Origin of the sequence: Gilliamella sp. Pra-s52, assembly GCF_009795805.1 — a bacterium.
Classification (GTDB): domain Bacteria; phylum Pseudomonadota; class Gammaproteobacteria; order Enterobacterales; family Orbaceae; genus Gilliamella.
Window position 1 is genome coordinate 131,729 of sequence record NZ_WTEY01000003.1, and the last position, 21,280, is coordinate 153,008.

Here is a 21,280-nt window from a genome sequence, read left to right on the forward strand (position 1 = left end):
TTGAGTACAAAACAGCTACCACTAACAAACATTAGCGGTAGCTATTTACTTATATTTTTAACCAACAAACCCAATTAAGATCTATTGTTGCTGATTTGATGTATTGGCCGTATCTGGAGTATTTGATTTGCTATTACGCTCAACCGACATGACATCAATGGATTGACCAATAGCAAATCGATCAGGACGATACATTGATTCAACATAAGGATATGGAATCATATAATTCCCTGCCGTTACCGCTCTAGCTAAATAAGCAACACGAGTACGATAAGTACCATTGCTTACATAGTGATTAATATCAACAGCAGCAACATATCGATCATCACGAAACTCTTGATATTTAACATCATTGCTGTCTTCATCTTTCAACAAATTCGCTAATTCAGGAATTGCCTGCAAACTCACGCTACTATTAGTTAGATTTTGATTTTCTAACTCAAGACCAGCTGGTAAAAAGTCAACAATTAATGCATCGTGAACAGTTTCTTTATGCGCATTAACTTCTAATAAAACCACCATCAAATCTCCTACTTTCATATGATTTGGTTGGATTTTATTACCTTTCAAATCGTAGTAAGTACGTTTAATGGTTAATTCATTATTATCACTTGTTGGCGTAGGAGACCTTTTACCATAACCTGAAACCGTAAATTTAACATAAATCGGCTGTGCGTTTTCTGGATTTGAAATAGTCAAGCCATGAGCCAAATCGTCAAAAATCAAAGAGCGCGATAATGCTGAATTGACATTATTTGCTTGTTGATTAATCACAACATCAAATTTTTGTGAAGATTTATGTTGATCTAACGACCAACCCGCCATAAATAAAGCATTGAGCTCCTGCGTTGAAAAATAACGCGTATCATTGAGTAAATCAGATAAGTGAATTAAATAATCCGCTTGTTTATCAGCATTTAATCTATTTTCAATTAATAATGATAGTACCAATGCATTATCACGAATAGCACTGCCATATTCGCCCAACCAAGAATATCGTTTGTCATAACTTGTGGTAAATACCTGTGGCATTAAGCTGTCATAGATATTATCAAAACCAGCCAATTTAGCTGATAACGCTAACTGAGCAACTGGCAATGGTGAAAACACCTTAATATTACCCTCGGTGATCTGTTGATACATGCGATTAATTTCATTACGCACAGATACCGTGATTTTATTTTGTTTTGCTAGCACAACTAACGCATAAGCTTTAGTTGCAAATTTCGTATAATCACTTACTTGTGAATTATCATAATAATTTTGCAAACTATTAAACGCATTAGCATCGTAAACATATTGATTAATACGCGAAATTGCCGCATCAAGTGCGCCATTATTCACATTATAACCACGCTCTTTGGCTTGCAATAAAAAGTCAGTTGCATACACAGTTAACCAATACTCTTCAGCACTATCGTTACTCCACAAACCAAAACTACCATTATTACGTTGCATTGATAAAATGCGTGAAATACCTAATTGCACTTTTTCACGTCGTTTGGCATCCGATTCAGTTTTAATTCCCAATGCAGAAAGCTGCTCTTGGTTTGCATATAACGATGGCATTAAACCACTAACAGTTTGTTCTAAACAACCATATGGATAAGCAAATAACTCTTTAATATACTGAGCAATATTAAGTGGAGGCTGATTTGATACAATTAATTTACCATCAACGGTATTATCAATCATGTCAACAAGACTACCCTCTGGTAATGACCAACTTTCACCGCCATTGATTGCTACAGCATAATACCGTGTGGTTGCGGCATAAGCAGGCCTAACGCCAATATTCCAAGATCGTTTGATTTGATACTCAGAACCATCTTCTAACAAAATACCTTTAACATTAATGGTGACTGAACCTTGCCCATAGCCATAATCGGCCATAATCGGTACTTGAATAATTTGTCTTTGCTTACTATCTATCGTTAAGGTTGTCGCCTTAGCTGAATCTTGATGAACTAAACCATCAGTAGACACATCGATCTGCATCGTTTGTGTTTTTTCGGTTAAATTATTCAAATCCAATGCCAAGTCAGCCTGATCTCCACCCGATAAAAAACGCGGTGTTGATAGTTCAACAACAACTGGTGATGCAACTAGCATAGTTTGTTCAGCCTTACCAAAACGTGTATCATCCCAAGCTTGTGCCATTATGCGCAATTCACCATTAAAATCAGGCAAAGCAAGATCAACAACGCCCTCACCATCATCATTTAACTTAATGGTTTGCAATTGCTGAGCCACAATATTGACATCATTTGATGGTTTTTTACCGCCGGCGCTAGCCTCAAGCATTGCATCACCACCAAAGCTCATATTAACATTACGGCCTTTACCTTCAATCAACTTACCATAAACATCATAAATATCGATGTTATAACGTTTACGCCCTAAAAACGCACTATAAGGATCGGGGGTAACAAAATTGGTAATATTCAACACGCCAGAATCCACAGCCGAAACCAACACCGTTACCTTACGATCTTGCTGGATTGATTTTTTATCCAATTTAATTTTTATTGGAATGGTTTTTTCAGGCTCTGTCTTTTTCGGTGCTTCGATATTGACATTTAATTGACGATCAGAAGTATCAATTGGTAAATAAAGTAAACCAATAGCTCGTTTAATTGTCTGCACAGCAGCATCGGTTGATGGACGAATAATCATCGCATTAATATAAACATCATGACGTTCCCAATCTTCAATAGGAATATCAACATCAAGACCATTATCATCAACGGTAATATCTTTCTTCCACAATATACCGTCATTAGTTTCAAGCGAAATATAACCAGAACCTGCAACAGGAGCTTGAACATGAATTTTTGCGGTATCACCGACTGCATAAGCCGTCTTATCAAGACTTAATTTAACCTGATCAGGACGAACAGAATTGGTACCGTTGGTATTATCTTCCCAATTATAACCACTTCTAAAACGCATGCTACTTATCACACTACTTTTAGTATCAACCACCTCAATACGATAAAAACCATAATCATTGGTTTGATAAGAAACTTTAGCAGTACCATTTTCAGCAATAGAAAGCGGTTGCTCTTGCACAACAAATTCACTCGAATTGTACTCTTGAGACCATCCTGAATCGTTAGACCAGCTCCAATAGTAATTACGACGCTCACGAACAATCCTTGCCTTTAAATCCTTTGTTGCTAATTTATTACCCTCAACATCAACATAAGCGACTTCAAACTCAGCATTATCGCCTTTATCAACCGTTGGGCTTTTTTCATATCGATCTGTTGACCAATCATAATAAGGTGATTGAGAAAACAACGCCCGCACAGCTGGCATTTGAACGCTTGGCCAAATCGCTTGGCTTGCATAACGTGTCACAGGGCGACCACCAGAATCAAGCAAACTTGCTTGTAAAACCACATTAACTGGAGAACTCAACTTACCCCAATTGCTAGTATCAACTGCGACTTGCACACTTCCGTTTTTATCTAAAGTCGTCTCAACATTATCAAGTTGTCTAGCAATATTTTTGTCAGTTTCATCACCAATTTTATAATCAGCAAGTTCAGGAATTGAATCCATTTTTCTAAGATAAATATTACCTTCTAAACTATTTCCAGATGCTGGAGCACCATAAAGATACCAACCTTTAACGTCAAAGTTGATGCGTTTATCAAACTGAATCGGATTATTTGATACGGTTGTAATTTCCATCCCCATACGTTCAGGCAAAAACTCTTCCACATTAAAATAAGCATAACGGTAACTAACATCGCCTAAATTAAAACGAAATGCCCATTTACCCGTTGCCGCACTTGCCGGAATTACATATTTCCATTGATACAAACCACTCGAATCCGCATTTTCTTTAACCGTAAAATTGTCAACCACTAAATTATCGGGCGACATAACATCAACCACAATCGGTTGAGCAGGCAATGGCTTACCATTGGCATCACGCAAAAGTGCATTAAAATAGACGGTCTCTTTTGGACGATATAAATCACGAGAACCAAAAGCAAATAATTGTTTTTGATAAAAAGGCGATCCCGTTAAATTATATTCGCTTAAATTCAACGCACCATGTTCCAAATCAACCAAAGACATTTGCTTGCCATCGCTTGCTGTCAGCAAGACATATTTCATATCATCTGGCAACATTACATCGGCATAACCATTTTCATCGGTTTTTGTTGAAATCGTTCTACAACCCTTATTGCTATCGCGAACGCCTTTGTCACATAATACCGATACATCAATGCCTGAAAGCGGTTTACCATCATCTAAAGCATGCGTCATGATCGTCAAATAACCGTCATTATAATCACGTACCGAAACACCAATATTACTGACAAAAAATAGAGACGCAGGATTTGAATAATCATAGCTACCCGCTTTACTCATCACCGCAAAATAAGCACCCTCTTGTTGCAATGGTGAAATGGACGATAAATTAAGTAATACTGTTTCTTGCGAATTACGTTTTGGATTTAAATCAAATCGAGACGTATAAACTAAATCAGCAACCTGTTGAAAATTCTTAGACTCCCAACTTGACAATTGCTTAGCAAAACCATAATCAGCGATAAAATCGGATAGTTTTTCAGGCTTAATTCTAAAAAAGTTAACATCAACCTTATCAACGTTAAGCGTAACCACAGGCAAACCGCTCATTGATTTGCTTGGCAACAAATAGCCACTACTAGCAAACCCAACCATTGGCTTACGATCTTGAGTTTTAATATGAGTTTGATAGACCGAAGCTAAATTACTGCCATTAATGCCTGCTAACATTTTATCGATAGTAAGTTCCAAATCACGGTTTGGTTCAAGGTAACGATGCCGTAATTCCAACCCATTGTCAGACAACTCCCAAGCCCCATCAACGTTACCCGATTGGCGATCAACCAAACGGAGTAAATTAGAAAACTTAAGATTGGGATTTAAAGGCACCGAAAAAGTAATAACTAGCGTACTTGAACCATCAAGAATAACTTCTGAACTATCAATAACCGTTAACGCTTTATTATGGTATTTTTCGACTAATTCAGGGGTAGGCTTAAAAACAGGTTTGGATTGGTTATCGATTTCCGTATTCTCATTGGTATCCGCTGTAGGGGTATCATCAAGAGATTGTAATGCTGATGACGTTGTTAATTGTTCAGTATTTGCATTTTGCTTAACATCTTTATTATCACAGCCTGCTAACGCTAACAGCATACTCAACACCGCTACAGGTTTTACTAATCCCATTTTATCCTTACCTCTCATCTATAATAATTGTTATTGTTGATTATTCGCATTCGTTATTGTCCATATATTATGCACTAACATAAGGTTTTTAGCAAAGAGAGTTTAATGAAATTTGATGTTTTTAAAAAAAAGCACAAAATAAAAACTTAAATTAAATCAATTGTTTTTCTAACCATTTTTTAAGTGACGATTGCGCTATTTTTTAACAAATACCCCCCCACAAAAAATACCCGGAATGATATTTTTTTTGTTTCAGCATCAACGACTTTTCAGAATCTATCCCGTCTACCAAAGCTAAAAAGACATTATTTTTTATCCAAAACTAGTCAGGAAAAATATTGATTTTATTAAAGTTTTTTATTTTGTTTTTAAAGAGGAATAATTCCCCTTCGTATCCACGAAGTGACAATTTATCACTTTTTCGGTATGATATTAGCCATTTTATGATAATCGATTAGGTTTAGTGTGAATATTCAACAATTATTAACGCAACGCGTTTCGCAAGCTATGATTATGGCGGGTGCAGATAAGAACTGTGACGCTTTAATTAAGCAATCAAACAAAGCTCAATTTGGTGATTACCAAGCCAATGGCATTATGGCTGTTGCTAAGAAACTTGGGATGCCACCTCGCGATCTTGCTCAGGCTGTTTTGCAACATTTAGATATTGATGATGTTGCCGAAAAAGTTGAGATTGCAGGGCCTGGGTTTATTAATATCTTTTTAAAAAATAGTTGGATTGCTGAGCAAAATGAAATTGCGTTAAACAGTGATAAACTCAATATCACCCTCCCTGCCAAACCACAAACCATTGTAGTCGATTATTCGGCGCCTAATGTTGCTAAAGAGATGCACGTTGGTCACTTGCGCTCAACCATTATTGGTGATGCGAGTGTGCGTGTTTTATCATTTTTGGGGCATAATGTGATTCGAGCCAACCATGTCGGCGATTGGGGAACTCAATTTGGTATGTTAATTGCGTATCTTGAAAAAGTGCAAAATGAACACGCCAATGATATGGCGCTTTCAGATTTAGAATCATTCTATCGTGCTGCTAAAAAACACTATGACGAAGACGACGTATTTGCTGAAAAAGCGCGTAATTATGTTGTTAAACTACAAGGCGGTGATGAGTATTGCCGTGATATGTGGCGCAAGCTAGTTGATATTACCATGACGCAAAATATTGCCACTTATCGACGTTTAAATGTCACGTTAACCGTTGAAGATACCATGGGCGAAAGTATTTATAACAGTATGTTGCCAACAATCGTAGCTGATTTAAAACAGAAAAAACTAGCCGTTGAAAGCGACGGCGCTATTGTTGTGTTTTTAGATGAATATAAAAACAAAGAAGGCGAGCCAATGGGTGTTATCATCCAAAAACGTGACGGTGGTTACCTTTATGCTACAACCGATATTGCTTGTGCTAAATACCGTTACGAAACGTTGCACGCTGATCGTATCCTTTATTATACCGATTCCCGTCAACATCAGCATTTAGAGCAAGTTTGGGCTATTGTACATAAAGCTAAGTATGTGCCAGAATCTTTAAAACTTGAGCACCATATGTTCGGTATGATGCTCGGCAAAGATGGGAAGCCGTTTAAAACCCGTTCAGGCGATACAGTTAAACTTAATGATTTGCTCGATGAAGCCTGCGAACGTGCGACAACGTTAATTCGTAGTAAGAATCCTGAATTATCAGAAAGCGAACTTGCTAAAATTGTCGATGCGGTGGCAATTGGTGCGGTTAAATATGCTGATCTTTCAAAAAACCGTACTACTGATTATGTTTTCGATTGGGATAATATGTTGTCATTCGAGGGCAATACCGCACCTTATTTGCAATATGCTTATACGCGTGTGTTATCTATCTTCAAAAAAGCTAATATTGCAAAAGACAGTTTAACGGGTGATATTTGTTTAGACACCGATAAAGAACGCGCTTTAGCAACACGTTTAATTCAATTCGATGAGACCATTTCAACCGTTGCAAACGAAGGCACACCACATGTACTTTGTGCTTACCTTTATGAAATTGCGACGCTGTTTTCAAGTTTTTATGAAAACTGCCCTATTTTAACGGCAGATAACGAAAGCTTGAAACAAAGCCGTTTGAAATTAGCGTCATTAACAGCAAAAACCCTCAAAATTGGTCTTGATATGTTAGGTATTAAGACAGTTGAGAAAATGTAACAAAATTGCCACTCATGTTGATGAATTTATAATATCGAACAGGCATAACAACATAAGTGGCTGCGTTGCTAATATGCAATATTTTGTGAATGTATAGCTATCGATGATTAGGTTTATTATCCGCCACCAAAATCAGTTAATGGCATTACTGCTGTTAACCATTGCGCTTGTTGCCATTCGGCTCTATCCCCACGCTTCACTTTCTGAACCATTAACCTTTTCGACACGTTATTATGATAACAATAATCAGCTAATTCGCATGACATTAGCTGACGATGATCGTTATCGGTTGTGGACACCTTTGGAAGATATTTCCCCCGATATTGTTAACGGCTTATTACTGCACGAAGATCAGTGGTTTTATTGTCATTTTGGCGTCAATCCATTTAGTTTAATGCGGGCTTTTAGTGCAACCTATTTAACTGGTGGTAATCGGCAAGGCGCCTCAACGATTACTATGCAACTAGCTCGCATGCATTGGCGTTTAAATACCCGAACGATTGGCGGAAAATTGCATCAAATTGCTAGGGCTATACAGTTAGAGTTGATGTATTCCAAGCACGATATTTTAGAGGCTTATTTAAATTATGCCCCTTTTGGACGCAATATTGAAAGCGTGGGCGCGGCATCATTTATCTATTTTAATAAACCGCCGTCACAAGTTAACCTGCCCGAAGCGTTAACGTTAGTCGTTTTACCACAATCCCCTACCTTTCGAGTTGATCGTAAAACGGGTTTTGCTGGCAAAGCGTTGGTAAAAGCAAGAAATCAGTTATTTGAACGTTGGCAAGCACAATATCCTGTTGATAGCCATATTGCAGCGCTCTTTTCGCAAAAGTTAGTTTTGCGTCAACCTGAACGAGTGCCCTTTGTTGCCCCCCATTTTGTGAATCAAATCATTCATGAGCAACATGACAAAACACAAGAAGTCAAAACCACGTTAGATAGTAATCTGCAAAAAATTATCCATCGTCAAGTCAATGCGTTTATCGAGCGCAATCGTTTAAAAGGCATTAATAATGCTTCGGTGATTTTAGTTGATACGCAAACCATGAAAGTGAAAGCGCTGATCGGCTCAGCGAATTATTTTGATAATTCGATTCAAGGTCAAGTTAACGGCACAATGGCTAAACGATCGCCTGGATCTACGCTTAAACCATTTATCTACGCGCTTGGAATAGATCAAGGCGTGTTGCATCCAAGGACGATTTTAAAGGATGTCGCCACCGATTTTGGGGCCTACACACCTGAAAATTTTGATCGCAACTTTCGTGGTCCCATTTCGGCAACCGATGCATTAATTCATAGCCGTAATATTCCTGCCGTATGGGTTGCATCAAAATTGAATAATCCCACTTTTTACCAGTTTTTAGTCGATGCGCATATTCAAAAACTTGCCGATGAAGCACATTATGGTTTGTCTTTAGTGTTGGGTGGTGGTGAAGTAAGTCCGCAAGAGTTAGTCGGTTTATATGCCATGTTAGCCAATGAAGGACGCTGGCAACCGCTACAATTTACTGAATCAACAACCTTACCTGAACCACAAAAGTTATTAAGTCCACAAGCGGCATTTATGACTATTGATATGTTAAAGCAAAACACTCGTCCACAAGATGTACTAAGTAAAATGCAAAAAAATGTCGTACCGGTTGCTTGGAAGACAGGCACCTCGTGGGGGTTTCGTGATGCTTGGACAGCAGGGACTTTTGGTCATTATGCTATGGTAGTTTGGCTTGGTAACTTTGATGGCAGTGGTAATAACGCCTTCGTCGGTGTCGATGCTGCCACACCGCTATTTTTTAATATTGTTGATAGCATTAATGCCTATTACCCCAATTTGCGTGAACCCAATCGTCCATTACCACCCAATTTAAAACGCATTGATGTTTGCCTAACTAGTGGTAATTTACTAACGCAATGGTGTAAAGCAAAAGGGAAAACGTGGTTTATTCCTGGTGTATCGCCAATTAATCCCGATACGATTTTTAGACCTGTTATGATCGATAATCAAACAGGTAAAGCCGTTTGTCCGCCTTATGATTTTACAACTTCTCATTTAGCTGTTTTTGAATATTGGCCATCAGATTTAGCGGCTGTTTTTGCAAAAGCAGGGATTCCTAAAAAATCCCCCCCTTCAACAAAACATTGTAGTTCATCACAAAATTATTTTGGTGATCCACCCAAAATAACCTCACCACTCAAGAATGTGGTTTATCAATTTAGAACCGCAAAACAAAAAAATGAGCAAATCAGTTTTACCGCTAACAGCGATGGCGATGTAAAAACGCTTTATTGGTTTGTAAATAATAATTTTATAGGTCAAACCTCACCAAGAAGCGCCATTAGTTGGATCCCAACCGAAAGTGGAACTTTTAAAATTTTAGTGCTTGATGATATGGGACGGAGCGATTCGCGTAATATTAAAGTCGAGCTGTTTAATTAATAAATTATGCTAACTGACCATAAATGAATAGTTACTAATTGCTCAATGTTAAATTATTGAGTAATCTCATTTTTGTGACAATAAATTATTATTAATAAATAATTAGTTAGTATTAAATATCTTATTTTTATAGACATTAAACTGATTAAAAATGTTTTTCAAAAGCGAAAAATCTAAAAAATAATACTTTAACTATTTCATTTATTTATATATTTTATGAATTATAGTACTTGCTATTACCAATATTTTGGTTAGAATTCCTGCAGTTTTGAATCGATATGGCGTTTGTACAATGAGTAATAGTAAATCAATCGTTTTAATCAATAAAATTATTGATATTATATTTTGTCCTCCTTTTTTGGGGGATTTTTTTTGTCTGCACCATACGATTTATCCATCTTATTTAAAACAGAATTGTAGAGGCAGATTATGACCGATAATAAAAAAATGTTATTAACCAGTCGAGATCAAAGTTTAAAAGCTTATTTAATCAATAAAATTAAGCAAAATGGTGGTTGGGTTAATTCGCATATGCATGCTGATCGTGCTTTTACTATTTCGGTTGATAGTTTTGATGTTTATCAAAAACAATCATTAATTGAAAAATGGGATACGTTAGATAAAGTCAAAGCGTCGATGAGCGAAGATGATTATTATCGACATTTTAGTATGGCGGTTGAGCGAATGATTGAACAAGGTGTTAGCGCTATGGGATCGTTTGTTGATATTGACCCCATTGCAGAAGAACGCGCCATTAAAGGGGCATTGCGGGCTAGAGAAACCTATAAAAACGACATCATCATAAAATTAGTCAATCAAACCCTTAAAGGCGTTATTGATAAAGAGGCGCGTTATTGGTTTGATAAAGGCGCTGATTTGGTTGATATTATTGGCGGTTTGCCACGCCGTGATGAGCGTGATCATGGCGAAGGTATGGGACTTAAACATCTTGACGTGTTAATGCAAACTGGTAAATCATTAGGCAAAATGGTGCATGTGCATGTTGACCAATTTAACTCACAAGATGAAATCGAAACAGAACAGCTTACTGATAAAACCCTTGAACACGGTATGCATGGGCGTGTGGTTGCGATTCATAGCATATCAATTACTGCACACAGTTTAGAATACCGCCAAAAACTTTACAAAAAAATGCAAGAAGCCAAAATGATGGTTATCGCCTGTCCGTTTGCTTGGATCGATAGCCCTCGCCGTGAAGAGCATGGCCCTACTCGTAACTCACTAACGCCAGTGGATGAACTCGCTGCTGCGGGGATTCCTGTTGCTATTGGCACGGATAATGTCAGCGATTACATGCTACCATTTTCAACGGGTAATATGTGGGAAGAACTTAAATTATTAGTGACAGGCTGCCGTTATACCGATTTAGATAATGTGGTTAATGTAGCAACTAAAAATGGGCGAATGGTACTGGGTATTGATTGATTTTGGTTAGAGTAAGCTTAACCAAATAGGTTACTCATCGGTATTTATTTGAAAAAATGATGCCGATGAGTGACTGATTATTTCATTGTTTTATTTAATAATTCAACAAAAACTTCAATAAAATCAACACCTTTCCTGACCGCTTTTTGAGCATAATTTCTGAAAAATATTTAAAAGGCTATTTAAATACTTTTTACTAATTAAATAATCGTTAGTTATAGATGTTTATCACAAATAGCCTATAACTATCCCCTCAATAATACTACTCAAAAGTAGAAAATTCTTTATGATAAAAGGGAAAAGAGGATTAAAACACAAAAACAGACAGCGTAATTTTCTGTACCTTAAATTTTTTATTATAAATAAGTTAATTTTTGTTTGTTGGACATTGATAATAGTATCTTAGTGAGAACCTCACCATATAATACAAATCATCATCTCCAAATTTTTTACTGCTTCACCATTAAAAGAGTTTACATATTGCCGAACAAGCTATTTTACCTTAGGAGCGGAAATTAAGCTGTTAGAACAAAATATTAATGGTCTACCTTCCATTTTATTTGCTATGTTTTCAAGATTAAGTGTATTAACAATACCGCTTAAATATGCCACAGCAAATAGGGTTTGATTCTCTTTTTTTGAATCTAAAAGTTTATTGAAATAATTGTAAGATATAGAATGATTAAATACATATTCATTTATCCATTCATAATTTTTTTCATATCAAACCTTCCAGTTAAAATCGTTTTGGTTTGGCTTAGCCTAACAGTTAATTGATTTAAATTCTAATTATTAATTTTTATAATCTCTCTGTCATCAGCATTACACGCTAGCAAATTTAGTGAAAAGCAAAAAATAAGAATTCAGTTTACTCATTGAACACCCATTGACTAAAATGAACGTCAATGAGTAAGTCGTTTTTATTCAATTAAGTTTGAGTTATGTCACTTATAGTAATTATAAATATGAAAGATCTCGAACCATATCTTCAAGATATACCTTTAATTCTGTTAATTGCTGTTCTTCTGCCGCTTGAAGTAAGCTATCTTTGCTTTGTAATGTTCCTTCACTATGATTACGCAAATTTGCTGGTACATTGCCAGAATAGATATAATCGTGCTTTGCAGATGTTTTAACAATATTAAATGATTTACTGTAACTATAGACGCCATGAGCCTCAATTTCAGTCGTCAAGGTAAGTTTGTTGCTGTGAGTCACCGTTTTTAAATTGAATGGTTGATCTTTATAGGTCTTGATTTGATTTTTATTGCCGTTTTCGTCAGTAATTTCAACATATTTATCAAATACTTTTTCGGTTTTGGTTTCGTTGTTAATTGATTGCCCCAGATCTGAAAATTCAACATTTGTCCTGATACGGATTGTGACATCCGCCTGACTTGGTTCGTAAATAATAAATTCTATAAAATCTTTACTTAATATATCTAATACATAAGATCTTAATTCAGAAGAATTATAATAAACTTTAATTTTTCCTTTTTTCTTGTACTTTTCTGCTTGTGAAGTTGCATCACGAAAATAACCATATTGTCGATAAGCTGAAGCTGCTGATGCATAGTATTGAGCTACTTCTCGGAATTGATAACGATGAGTTGCTGTTTTTGCTAATTGTTGAGCTTGGTCATAGGCCATTTCTGCTTGTTGTTCAGAATATTTTCTATCATTATCAATAGAAAGTTTGTCGCTATCTTTGTACTTACCAAGAGGTTTGTATACAGCCGAAGCATTATTAAATGCGTCCGCAGCCGCTTTATAGTTACCTTGCTTTTCTAGTATTTTACCTTGATCATAATACTCTTTAGCAGCAAGTTGCATATATTTGGTATTGGCATTTTTGTATAACGCTTCAATATTTTTGTAATTATATAGCTCTAAACCTCTATGATATAATTCTGCTTTTTGTTGATAGCTTTGGCTATCTCTGCCAGTTATGGAGTTACCATAATCATAATATTCTTTAGCAATGGTTTGTTCTAGGTTTGTGATATCGTATTTATCATTGAAAAAACTGACTGTTTGGCTATAAAAACGATCTCTTAGCATCATTTTCATTTTAAGTAAGCATTGATAAATATCAATACGATTTTTGTAATCATTGCTTGGTGTACTAGCTAAATTGGTTTCGTAATGAGCCATAATATTACTGACCATCGTTCGTAATTTTTCAGCTTTCTCTTTATCAAATTTTGCTTCGCCTTTTTCCTCAATGCTACTTGTTAATAAATTTATACTTTCTAAATATTTTCCTTCTTTATACGCATCATCAGCGGTACGAACATGACAAGCTGTTAAAAGAAAAATAAATAAAATTGTTATGGCTATCCTCATAATATTTCCTTTCAGTTGGTTTTAACTAAATGACCAATTCATTGCAAATAAAACTATTTGATTAGTTGTAACTAATTAAATTAGTCAACAATGATTGCAGATTAGCTTATAAAAAATTTTAGATAATTTATTAACTTTTTTTGCTAAACAACAATTAAATCAAAATTAATAGATTATTATGGAAATAATAGAAGATTAGATAATGATGCGAAAAACTCTCAATAAAGTCCATTTTATTGAGAGTAGAAAACGCTATTTTCTGGTCGTTTTTTTAGCAGTTGCTTGACGTGTTGAACGTTGAGCTTTTGATAAGTTGGTCAATTTAGCTCGTTTAGGGCGCTGCATCCGTTTGTCAGATGATGTTTTGACAAAGCTTTTTTCTTGTTGTGGCATACCTACGATTTGGCGTAGGTAATTGACTGATTCAATATCTAACTCAAGCCATGTACCTCGTGATAATCCTTTAGGTAACGAAATATCGCCATAGCGGATTCGTAATAATCGACTAACCTGTACGTCTACCGCTTCCCACATGCGGCGCACTTCTCGGTTGCGACCTTCGGTTATGACCACATTAAACCACTGATTAATTCCGTCTCCCCCTTGCGCTTTTATTGATTTAAACGATGCAGGACCATCTTCTAGTTGTACCCCTTTACGTAGCTGAAAAATTTGTTGATCAGTGACTTTCCCAAATATTCGCACTGCGTATTCACGTTCAATTTCGTGGCGTGGATGCATTAGGCGGTTGGCTAATTCCCCATCGGTTGTAAATAATAATAAGCCCGAAGTATTAATATCAAGCCGTCCAATATTAATCCAACGTGCATTTTTTAATCTAGGTAAACGTTCAAAAACAGTTGCCCTTCCTTGTGGATCATTGCGAGAACAAATTTCACCCTCTGGTTTGTAATAAGCTAGTACTCGACAAATTTCTTTTTCTTTACTTCTAAGTTGAATCAGATGACCATTGATACGAATTTTCGGATTGGCATTAACATCAACTCGATCGCCTAATGTGGCAATTTTACCATCTACACTGATTTTACCAGCCATAATCATGGCTTCAATTTCACGACGTGATCCATTACCTAAATTAGCTAATACTTTTTGTAGTTTTTCGGTATTATCACGCGTTGATGTTTTTCGTGTTGCTGTTGATGCAATTGGCGTTTTCGGTTTTTCGTTAGGCTTGCTTTCTTTCGCTTTAAACTTAACATTATTCGTCTTTTTGACAAGTTGTGGTAATACCGATCTGCTATTTTTCATATTATCCTCACTGTTACCTTCTCAGGTATCATTTTATCTATTCACACTATTGTCGAAATATCGACAATAAAAACAATTAATTATTCAAATGGTTTGATGTCTCCACTGCCCTGACGAATAATTTCTGGATAGTGATTAGTTAAGTCAATCACGCTAGTCGGTTGTTCACCTATATAACCACCATGTATGATGGCATCAAGTTGATGACCTATTTTATCTTCTATTTCTTCAGGATCAGATTGTGCTTGGTCATCGCTAGGTAAAATCAATGTCGTTGTCATTAATGGCTGACCTAATAATTCGAGTAGTGCTAAATCAATTTTATTATCAGGTATACGCAAACCAATTGTTTTACGTTTTTCATTCATTAATCGTCGAGGAACTTCTTTACTTGCTTGTAGAATAAAGACATATTTTCCTGGAGTATTATTTTTTAGTAACCGAAAAGTTGTGTTATCTACAAAAGCATAACTAGATAGTTCAGAAAGATCACGGCACATTAGGGTAAAATGGTGATGTTTATCAAGTTGACGAATTTGACAAATACGCTCAACACCGGACTTATTGTCTAATAAACAACCAAGAGAATAACCAGAATCGGTGGGAAATGCGATAACACCTCCGTCTTTTAATATGGTTACCACTTGCTCTAATAATCGGGTTTGAGGATTATCGGGATGAATATAAAAAGTTTGGCTCATAATGTTTTCAATTTTATCTTTAAAATATGTTAAGTTTCAATTTGATAAGACTATTAATGTTGGTTACCTTTAAACATAAAGCAATTTTTATGTTCAAGCGCTTGCTTACACCCAATCATGCCAAACCGGTGTAACACTACCTGGCAAAGGGGTGGTTTTACCCAAATCTAAATAGGTATCAACACCATGAAAATCCGATCCTTGTGATGCTAATAATTCAAAGTCATTGGCTAATTTTGCTAAAAAACGTAAATCATCTTGTGTTTGTCGACTTTGTGATACTTCAATAGCCGAGCCACCATAACTTTTAAACTCAGTAATTAATGATTTAAGCTTAGTTGCCGTTAAATCGTAACGCGTTGGATGAGCTAATACAGCAATTCCACCAGCCTGATGAATAACATCAACGGCCTCAGCAATGGTGCAATGTTTAGGTGCAACATAAGCATAACCACTTTTGCCTAAATATTTTTTAAACGCTTGTTTGATATCTTTTACTATGCCTTTATCAACCAAAAAACGAGCAAAATGCGCCCGTGATACGATATCACCTTTAGCATATTGCTGCGCTTGTTCATAGGCATTTTCAATACTGACTTTAGCCAATTTATGACCAATTGCAATAGCGCGTTCTAGTCGTTTTTGTTCTTGCAATGCCAAAAGCGTTAATAGTTTAGGTTGCTTTATATCAATATTTAAGCCAACAATATGAATTTCATTACATTTCCAATAGGTTGATATTTCAACACCACAAATTAGCTTAAGTGGTAGATTTTCATCATTTATGGTTTGTTGTGCTTCTTCTAAACCTTTAATAGAATCGTGATCGGTAATAGCTAAAAGTTCAATTTGATTATTCACCGCTCTTTTCACTAGTTCATTGGGCGTTAAAAGTCCATCGGATGCAGTAGTATGAGAATGTAAATCAACAATCACTTTTTTCTCGAAAATTATTTTTAAACGTGTAATATACCATACAATTTGCTCGACCACTAAAAGGTATATTATGAAAGATCGAATTCGTCTTGCTCAGCAAGATACTAACAATATTATCGAAGAACTATTAGAAGATGGTAGCGATCCTCATGCGCTTTATATCATTGAACACCACGTTTCATCACAAGATTTTGATAAATTAGAAAAAGTAGCAGTAGAAGCCTATAAATTAGGTTATGAAGCAACCGATCCTGATGAAGATATAGACGATACAGGCAATGTTGTTATCGCTTTTGATATTGTTACCGAAAGTCCACTCAATGCTGAACTAATAAATGCTCAAATTGCAGAAATCATCGTACTTACTACTCAATTTGGTGTCAATTATGATGGTTGGGGCACTTATTTTGAAGATGGGAATGATGACGATTTTGATGAAACTGAACTAATGAAAACGCTTCATTAAATATCATCAATTCCCTTTCTTACGCGTTATTCTTATCCAGTAACTGGATAAGAATATCAAGGTTTCAAGACTTAATTTAGTTGTTCTATCCGACTTGTTCTTTTTTGATCTGACGAAACACTGCGAATAGAAATAGTATCACCTTTATTAATGGCTACTGGCCCACTATAACGTTTCCAATTTTTCCCGTTATTGGTTGAATATTCGATATTTAACCCTGGGAATACAATATTGGCAATTAATTTACCGTTTTCGATTTTTGCACCAGGAACAGGTAATCGATAATTTATATTTGCAAGATCAAGTTTAGCCAGTTCTCTTTGTCCAAGTAAATTGGCAAAACGATTCCAATCATCAGCTAACACTTTGCTATTCACATAATGTGTTTCCCCTTTTTGATATTGGCGATCTTTTTGATAATCAACTTCCCAATCAGCTTGGTGCCACGCCCTTTCAGCAACCGCTAGCAAACGAGGAAAAGCCATATATTGCATTTTGTTATCACTACGAATATCTTCAGTCCAAATTTGTGCAGAGAGTCCATAAGCACCAGGCCAGTTCATAGTACCTTTAGCCGTAAATGGGTTACCATCACGATCAACCGATGTTTCAGCATTTTGGGGGAGATTGTTAGGCGCAAAGCTAAATATTTTACGCTCATCATTAAAACGTGTAGCCCAATAATAACCGCTTTCTTTTGGATTGACTTCGTATGGCATATCTAAATAGACATAATCTGGATTAGAGATAATCACTTGATAACCTTTATTTGTCCATTCATTAACGGAATCAAATCCCCCCCAATATAAGGTGTCCCAAAAGTTAACTGTGACTTTATCGACTGCAAAAGATTTGGCATTTTCGGCATGTTTCATGCCATCTTGCCACGCTTGCATATGATTAATGCCGTGATCTTTAATAATCGTACTGACTTGTTGTGCAAAATAACTTGGTAGATGTTCAATATCTTTTACCTCGCCTTTTGCTACAAAGTTTTGACAAGCTTGTGATTTGGCCCATGGATGATCTTCAATACTTTGATCAATCGTGCCTTTAATATTGGTTTTTTCTTTTGCTTGTAGGTCTTGATAGCCAGCGCCTAGACGGATATTTTTAGCTTCATCACCACCAAAATGCCAAGTATTAAGTGGTTGTTCTGCTTCAATATGCATTTTTGCAATTTCATCGATAACTTTATTAACAAAGCGTTTAGATGAATTAAGACAAGGATTCAAATAGCTTAAACGATTATAAAATTGTACTGTTGTAGTATTGGAGGTATCAGTGGGATCGACTAAACGATACTCATTAGCTTGTTGCTCTTTTCCTTCATTCATTAGACGTTTGTAACGAGCTTCCATTGATACAATTGCGGCTCTAGCATGTGCAGGCATATCAATTTCAGGTATGACTTCAATAAAACGTGCTTTTGCATATTTGACAATCTCAATATAATCATTACGACTTAAAAAACCCGATCCTGTTGTATCACTTTCAGGTCCTGAACCTAATTGCGGTAATAAACAGTTTTGCTCTGTCAAATCATGACAACGTTTACTACCAATATCGGTTAATTCTGGTAATCCTGGAATTTCAATTCGCCAACCTTCATCGTCACTTAGGTGAAAATGAAATTTATTCATTTTATATTTTGCCATTTGATCTAACAAACTTAATATAGCTTGTTTAGATTTAAAATTTCGCCCAATATCAAGCATAATCCCCCGATATGCAAAACGTGGCGAATCGGCAGCATTTAACATTGGTATTGAATTGGCATGATTTACAGGAATAACAGATAAAATGGATTGAACTGCATAAAAAATTCCAGCTTCATCATAAGCAGTAATTAATGTCTTATCTTTTTTGATATCTAATTGATAAGCACCAAATTTTCCTTGTTCAAATTGTTTAGGATCAATGGTTGCTTTTATTTGATAACCTTTTCCCGTCACAGCAATATTTAATGCTTTAAGTTGTCCCTTTAGAATAGCTAAACTATCTTGATTTAAACCATCAAGAATTAAGTTGACACCCTGCTGACCAATCGTAACATCTTCTTTATTTATTGTGAATTTGGTTGGTGTTGGTAAAATTTGCCCTCGTAACGATGAATAAGATAATTTATTAATATCAGCGTTATACTCAAACCGGTTGGTCGGGGTCATTAAGATATTGTGATCATCAGCGGTTCTTTTCCATTGTTGTTTAATGGGGGCGACAAAAGCCGATAAATTGTCTGAACCCGTGTTAGTATTAACAATAATTTTGGGTTTAGCATCGCTTGAAGTGACATACCAACGTGGCATAACATCACTTTCACTTACCATCCAATATTCACCAATAATAGGAATATTCACCGTTGCATTAGCAGGGAAACCAGTGAACTTTTCTGTTGGTTCTAACTTATGCAAGTCTCCAGTAATGTGGGTAATTTTAAACTGTTCATTATTGACATCTAAAATCATTCGAATATTATCAAAATAGATAGCCCAATCTTTATTTTTAATGGCTGAACCTATATTTTTAAGTGAAATCATGACTTTATTACAAGCAGCCCAATCAGCACCTAGAGCAGAACAATTAACACCGTTGGAACTGGCTTGATTGTCGACCACTTCATAGTTAACACTAAGTTGCGTACTAATTGAATCAACAATTTGCTGAGAAGCATATACACATTGGGTTGTACAAATACTTAATAAAGACGTAATAGATGTGGCAAGTAAAGCAATTTTAAACTTTCTCATAATATTAACCTATTTTTGTTTAGCACTAAAAGCAGTGAATGGAATGGTGACAATGAATTTAATATCACGTTCATCTTGGAAGATATTGCCATATCCACCGCCCCAACTTGGTATATTTGAATGATTGTTATATTTGGTATAGTGCAACTGGAAAGCCGTATCTTTTGCCCAACTATCTTGCACGGTATATCCCAAATCAAAATTGTACGCAGATTCAATCAAACGTTGTTTTTGATTGAATTGTCGATTAGTACTTGGTTTTGCATCCCAACCATATGCATAAGATGCACCTGTTTTCCAACCTGCTAAATAACGAGATAAATGACTTAAATCATAAGTTACTTCAGCAAATACTGCTTTTTCACCATTGGCATTAAAGTCAGAACGTGAATTCCACCACACATCTAAGCGACCATTTGATGAGGCATAATCAGGAGTCATACGTTGTAAAAAAAATCCTTGCTCGCCTTCGGCTTTAACAGAAACGCCTTCAAGTCGAAGACCAACAGGACCAACTTGATAACCTAATGTAGCCGCTTGTAACCATGCTAAACCATCGTACACATCTTTGCCTTTATGAGACTGATCTTTAGCGCCATAAAATTGATAAGTCATGATTAGCGGATTATCAAAAACATCCGTTTGATAAGACGCTTTGCCAAAAAATTGATTCATATAATTTTGTGCTTGGCCAAATGCACTTTCTAATACTAAATTATTTTTAAAGTCATACTTCAAACCTGCTGAGTGTAAAAAATCAATTTTTTTACCTTTTCCCCATTGTTTGAATTCATAAAGTCGTTTATACCAAGGTGCTTTATATTTATCACTCCACATATATGACATTGATAATGACCCAGAGCTATCAAAATCAAGCGTTGACCCTATTTCAAATCCACGATAAGTACCTGGTAATAAACTCCAATGAGGAGCAAGTAACGTTTGTCCTGATGGCTGAATATAACCCGCTTTTATCCAAAATAGTTCATCAATTTTAAAATTAGCTTGTGCTTTATAAAAGCTAAGTCCACTGACATCTTTTTTCCAATCTTCATCCCAACGAGTATGTGCGCCACTAAATCCAATTTCATTCGGGTGACCATTACCACCATTACTGACCTCCCAAGCACCATAACCACCTAGTTCAATAGCTAATTTATCGGCAATATAGCCTGATTTAAAATCTAAATTAGTGTTGAATGAAGTGTGTCTTAGATTTTTTTCATACTTATGTGTATCAATATCTTTGCGTTCACGATCTCGATTCCAAAAAAATACTTTACCTGTTAATGAAGAATCATCGATAAAATGATTTTCATAGGTAGCATAAACAGGAATGGCACTAGTCAAAATAGATAAGGATAAGGATAAAATCAATTTAGTTAAATGATTAAATGGACAAGGTTTTATTTGTGCATTATAGGTATTCATATTTGTTTTCCTAAAATGATGAAATTATGCTGTTTAACTTTAAAAAACATAACAA

11 protein-coding genes are annotated in these 21,280 nt (G+C 35.7%); 4 read left to right on the forward strand and 7 right to left on the reverse strand.

From position 1 onward, the window contains the following. Positions 1-81 precede the first annotated feature (81 nt). On the reverse strand, positions 82-5,238 hold the full coding sequence (locus GQ594_RS04415; protein WP_160411621.1) for an alpha-2-macroglobulin family protein: 5,157 nt from the start codon (positions 5,236-5,238) through the stop codon (positions 82-84). 465 nt (positions 5,239-5,703) lie between these two features. Between GQ594_RS04415 and argS the strand changes: the two genes are divergently transcribed. From argS to GQ594_RS04430, 3 genes are all read left to right on the forward strand, one after another. Beyond that, a complete protein-coding gene (gene argS, locus GQ594_RS04420; RefSeq protein ID WP_160401230.1) occupies positions 5,704-7,437 on the forward strand; it encodes an arginine--tRNA ligase in 1,734 nt (577 codons plus the stop codon). Positions 7,438-7,540: 103 nt separating this feature from the next. After that, positions 7,541-9,880, forward strand: a complete 2,340-nt coding sequence (gene pbpC / locus GQ594_RS04425; RefSeq protein WP_160411620.1) for a penicillin-binding protein 1C — start codon at positions 7,541-7,543, stop codon at positions 9,878-9,880. A 429-nt stretch (positions 9,881-10,309) separates the two neighbouring features. Beyond that, positions 10,310-11,326: an amidohydrolase family protein gene (locus GQ594_RS04430; protein WP_202112472.1), complete on the forward strand. Its 1,017-nt coding sequence runs from the start codon at positions 10,310-10,312 to the stop codon at positions 11,324-11,326. Between the two features lie 957 nt (positions 11,327-12,283). Here GQ594_RS04430 and GQ594_RS04435 read toward each other — a convergent pair. From GQ594_RS04435 to rnm, 4 genes are all read right to left on the reverse strand, one after another. Continuing rightward, entirely contained in the window at positions 12,284-13,672 is a 1,389-nt protein-coding gene (locus GQ594_RS04435) for a hypothetical protein (protein WP_160411619.1), read from the reverse strand. Positions 13,673-13,924: 252 nt separating this feature from the next. Then, the gene (gene rluB, locus GQ594_RS04440) at positions 13,925-14,941 is read right to left on the reverse strand and encodes a 23S rRNA pseudouridine(2605) synthase RluB (protein WP_160401225.1); all 1,017 of its coding nucleotides are present in this window, start codon (positions 14,939-14,941) and stop codon (positions 13,925-13,927) included. Between the two features lie 80 nt (positions 14,942-15,021). Then, a complete protein-coding gene (locus GQ594_RS04445; RefSeq protein ID WP_160401224.1) occupies positions 15,022-15,642 on the reverse strand; it encodes an L-threonylcarbamoyladenylate synthase in 621 nt (206 codons plus the stop codon). A 105-nt stretch (positions 15,643-15,747) separates the two neighbouring features. Then, positions 15,748-16,578: an RNase RNM gene (gene rnm, locus GQ594_RS04450; protein WP_202112471.1), complete on the reverse strand. Its 831-nt coding sequence runs from the start codon at positions 16,576-16,578 to the stop codon at positions 15,748-15,750. A 70-nt stretch (positions 16,579-16,648) separates the two neighbouring features. Between rnm and rraB the strand changes: the two genes are divergently transcribed. Further along, positions 16,649-17,044, forward strand: a complete 396-nt coding sequence (gene rraB, locus GQ594_RS04455) for a ribonuclease E inhibitor RraB (RefSeq protein WP_160411618.1) — start codon at positions 16,649-16,651, stop codon at positions 17,042-17,044. Between the two features lie 71 nt (positions 17,045-17,115). Here rraB and GQ594_RS04460 read toward each other — a convergent pair whose 3' ends face one another. Together GQ594_RS04460 and GQ594_RS04465 are read right to left on the reverse strand one after the other, a co-directional pair. Continuing rightward, entirely contained in the window at positions 17,116-19,794 is a 2,679-nt protein-coding gene (locus GQ594_RS04460; RefSeq protein ID WP_160411617.1) for a beta-N-acetylhexosaminidase, read from the reverse strand. Positions 19,795-19,803: 9 nt separating this feature from the next. After that, a complete protein-coding gene (locus tag GQ594_RS04465) occupies positions 19,804-21,225 on the reverse strand; it encodes an OprD family outer membrane porin (protein WP_160411616.1) in 1,422 nt (473 codons plus the stop codon). Between the last annotated feature and the right edge of the window lie 55 nt (positions 21,226-21,280).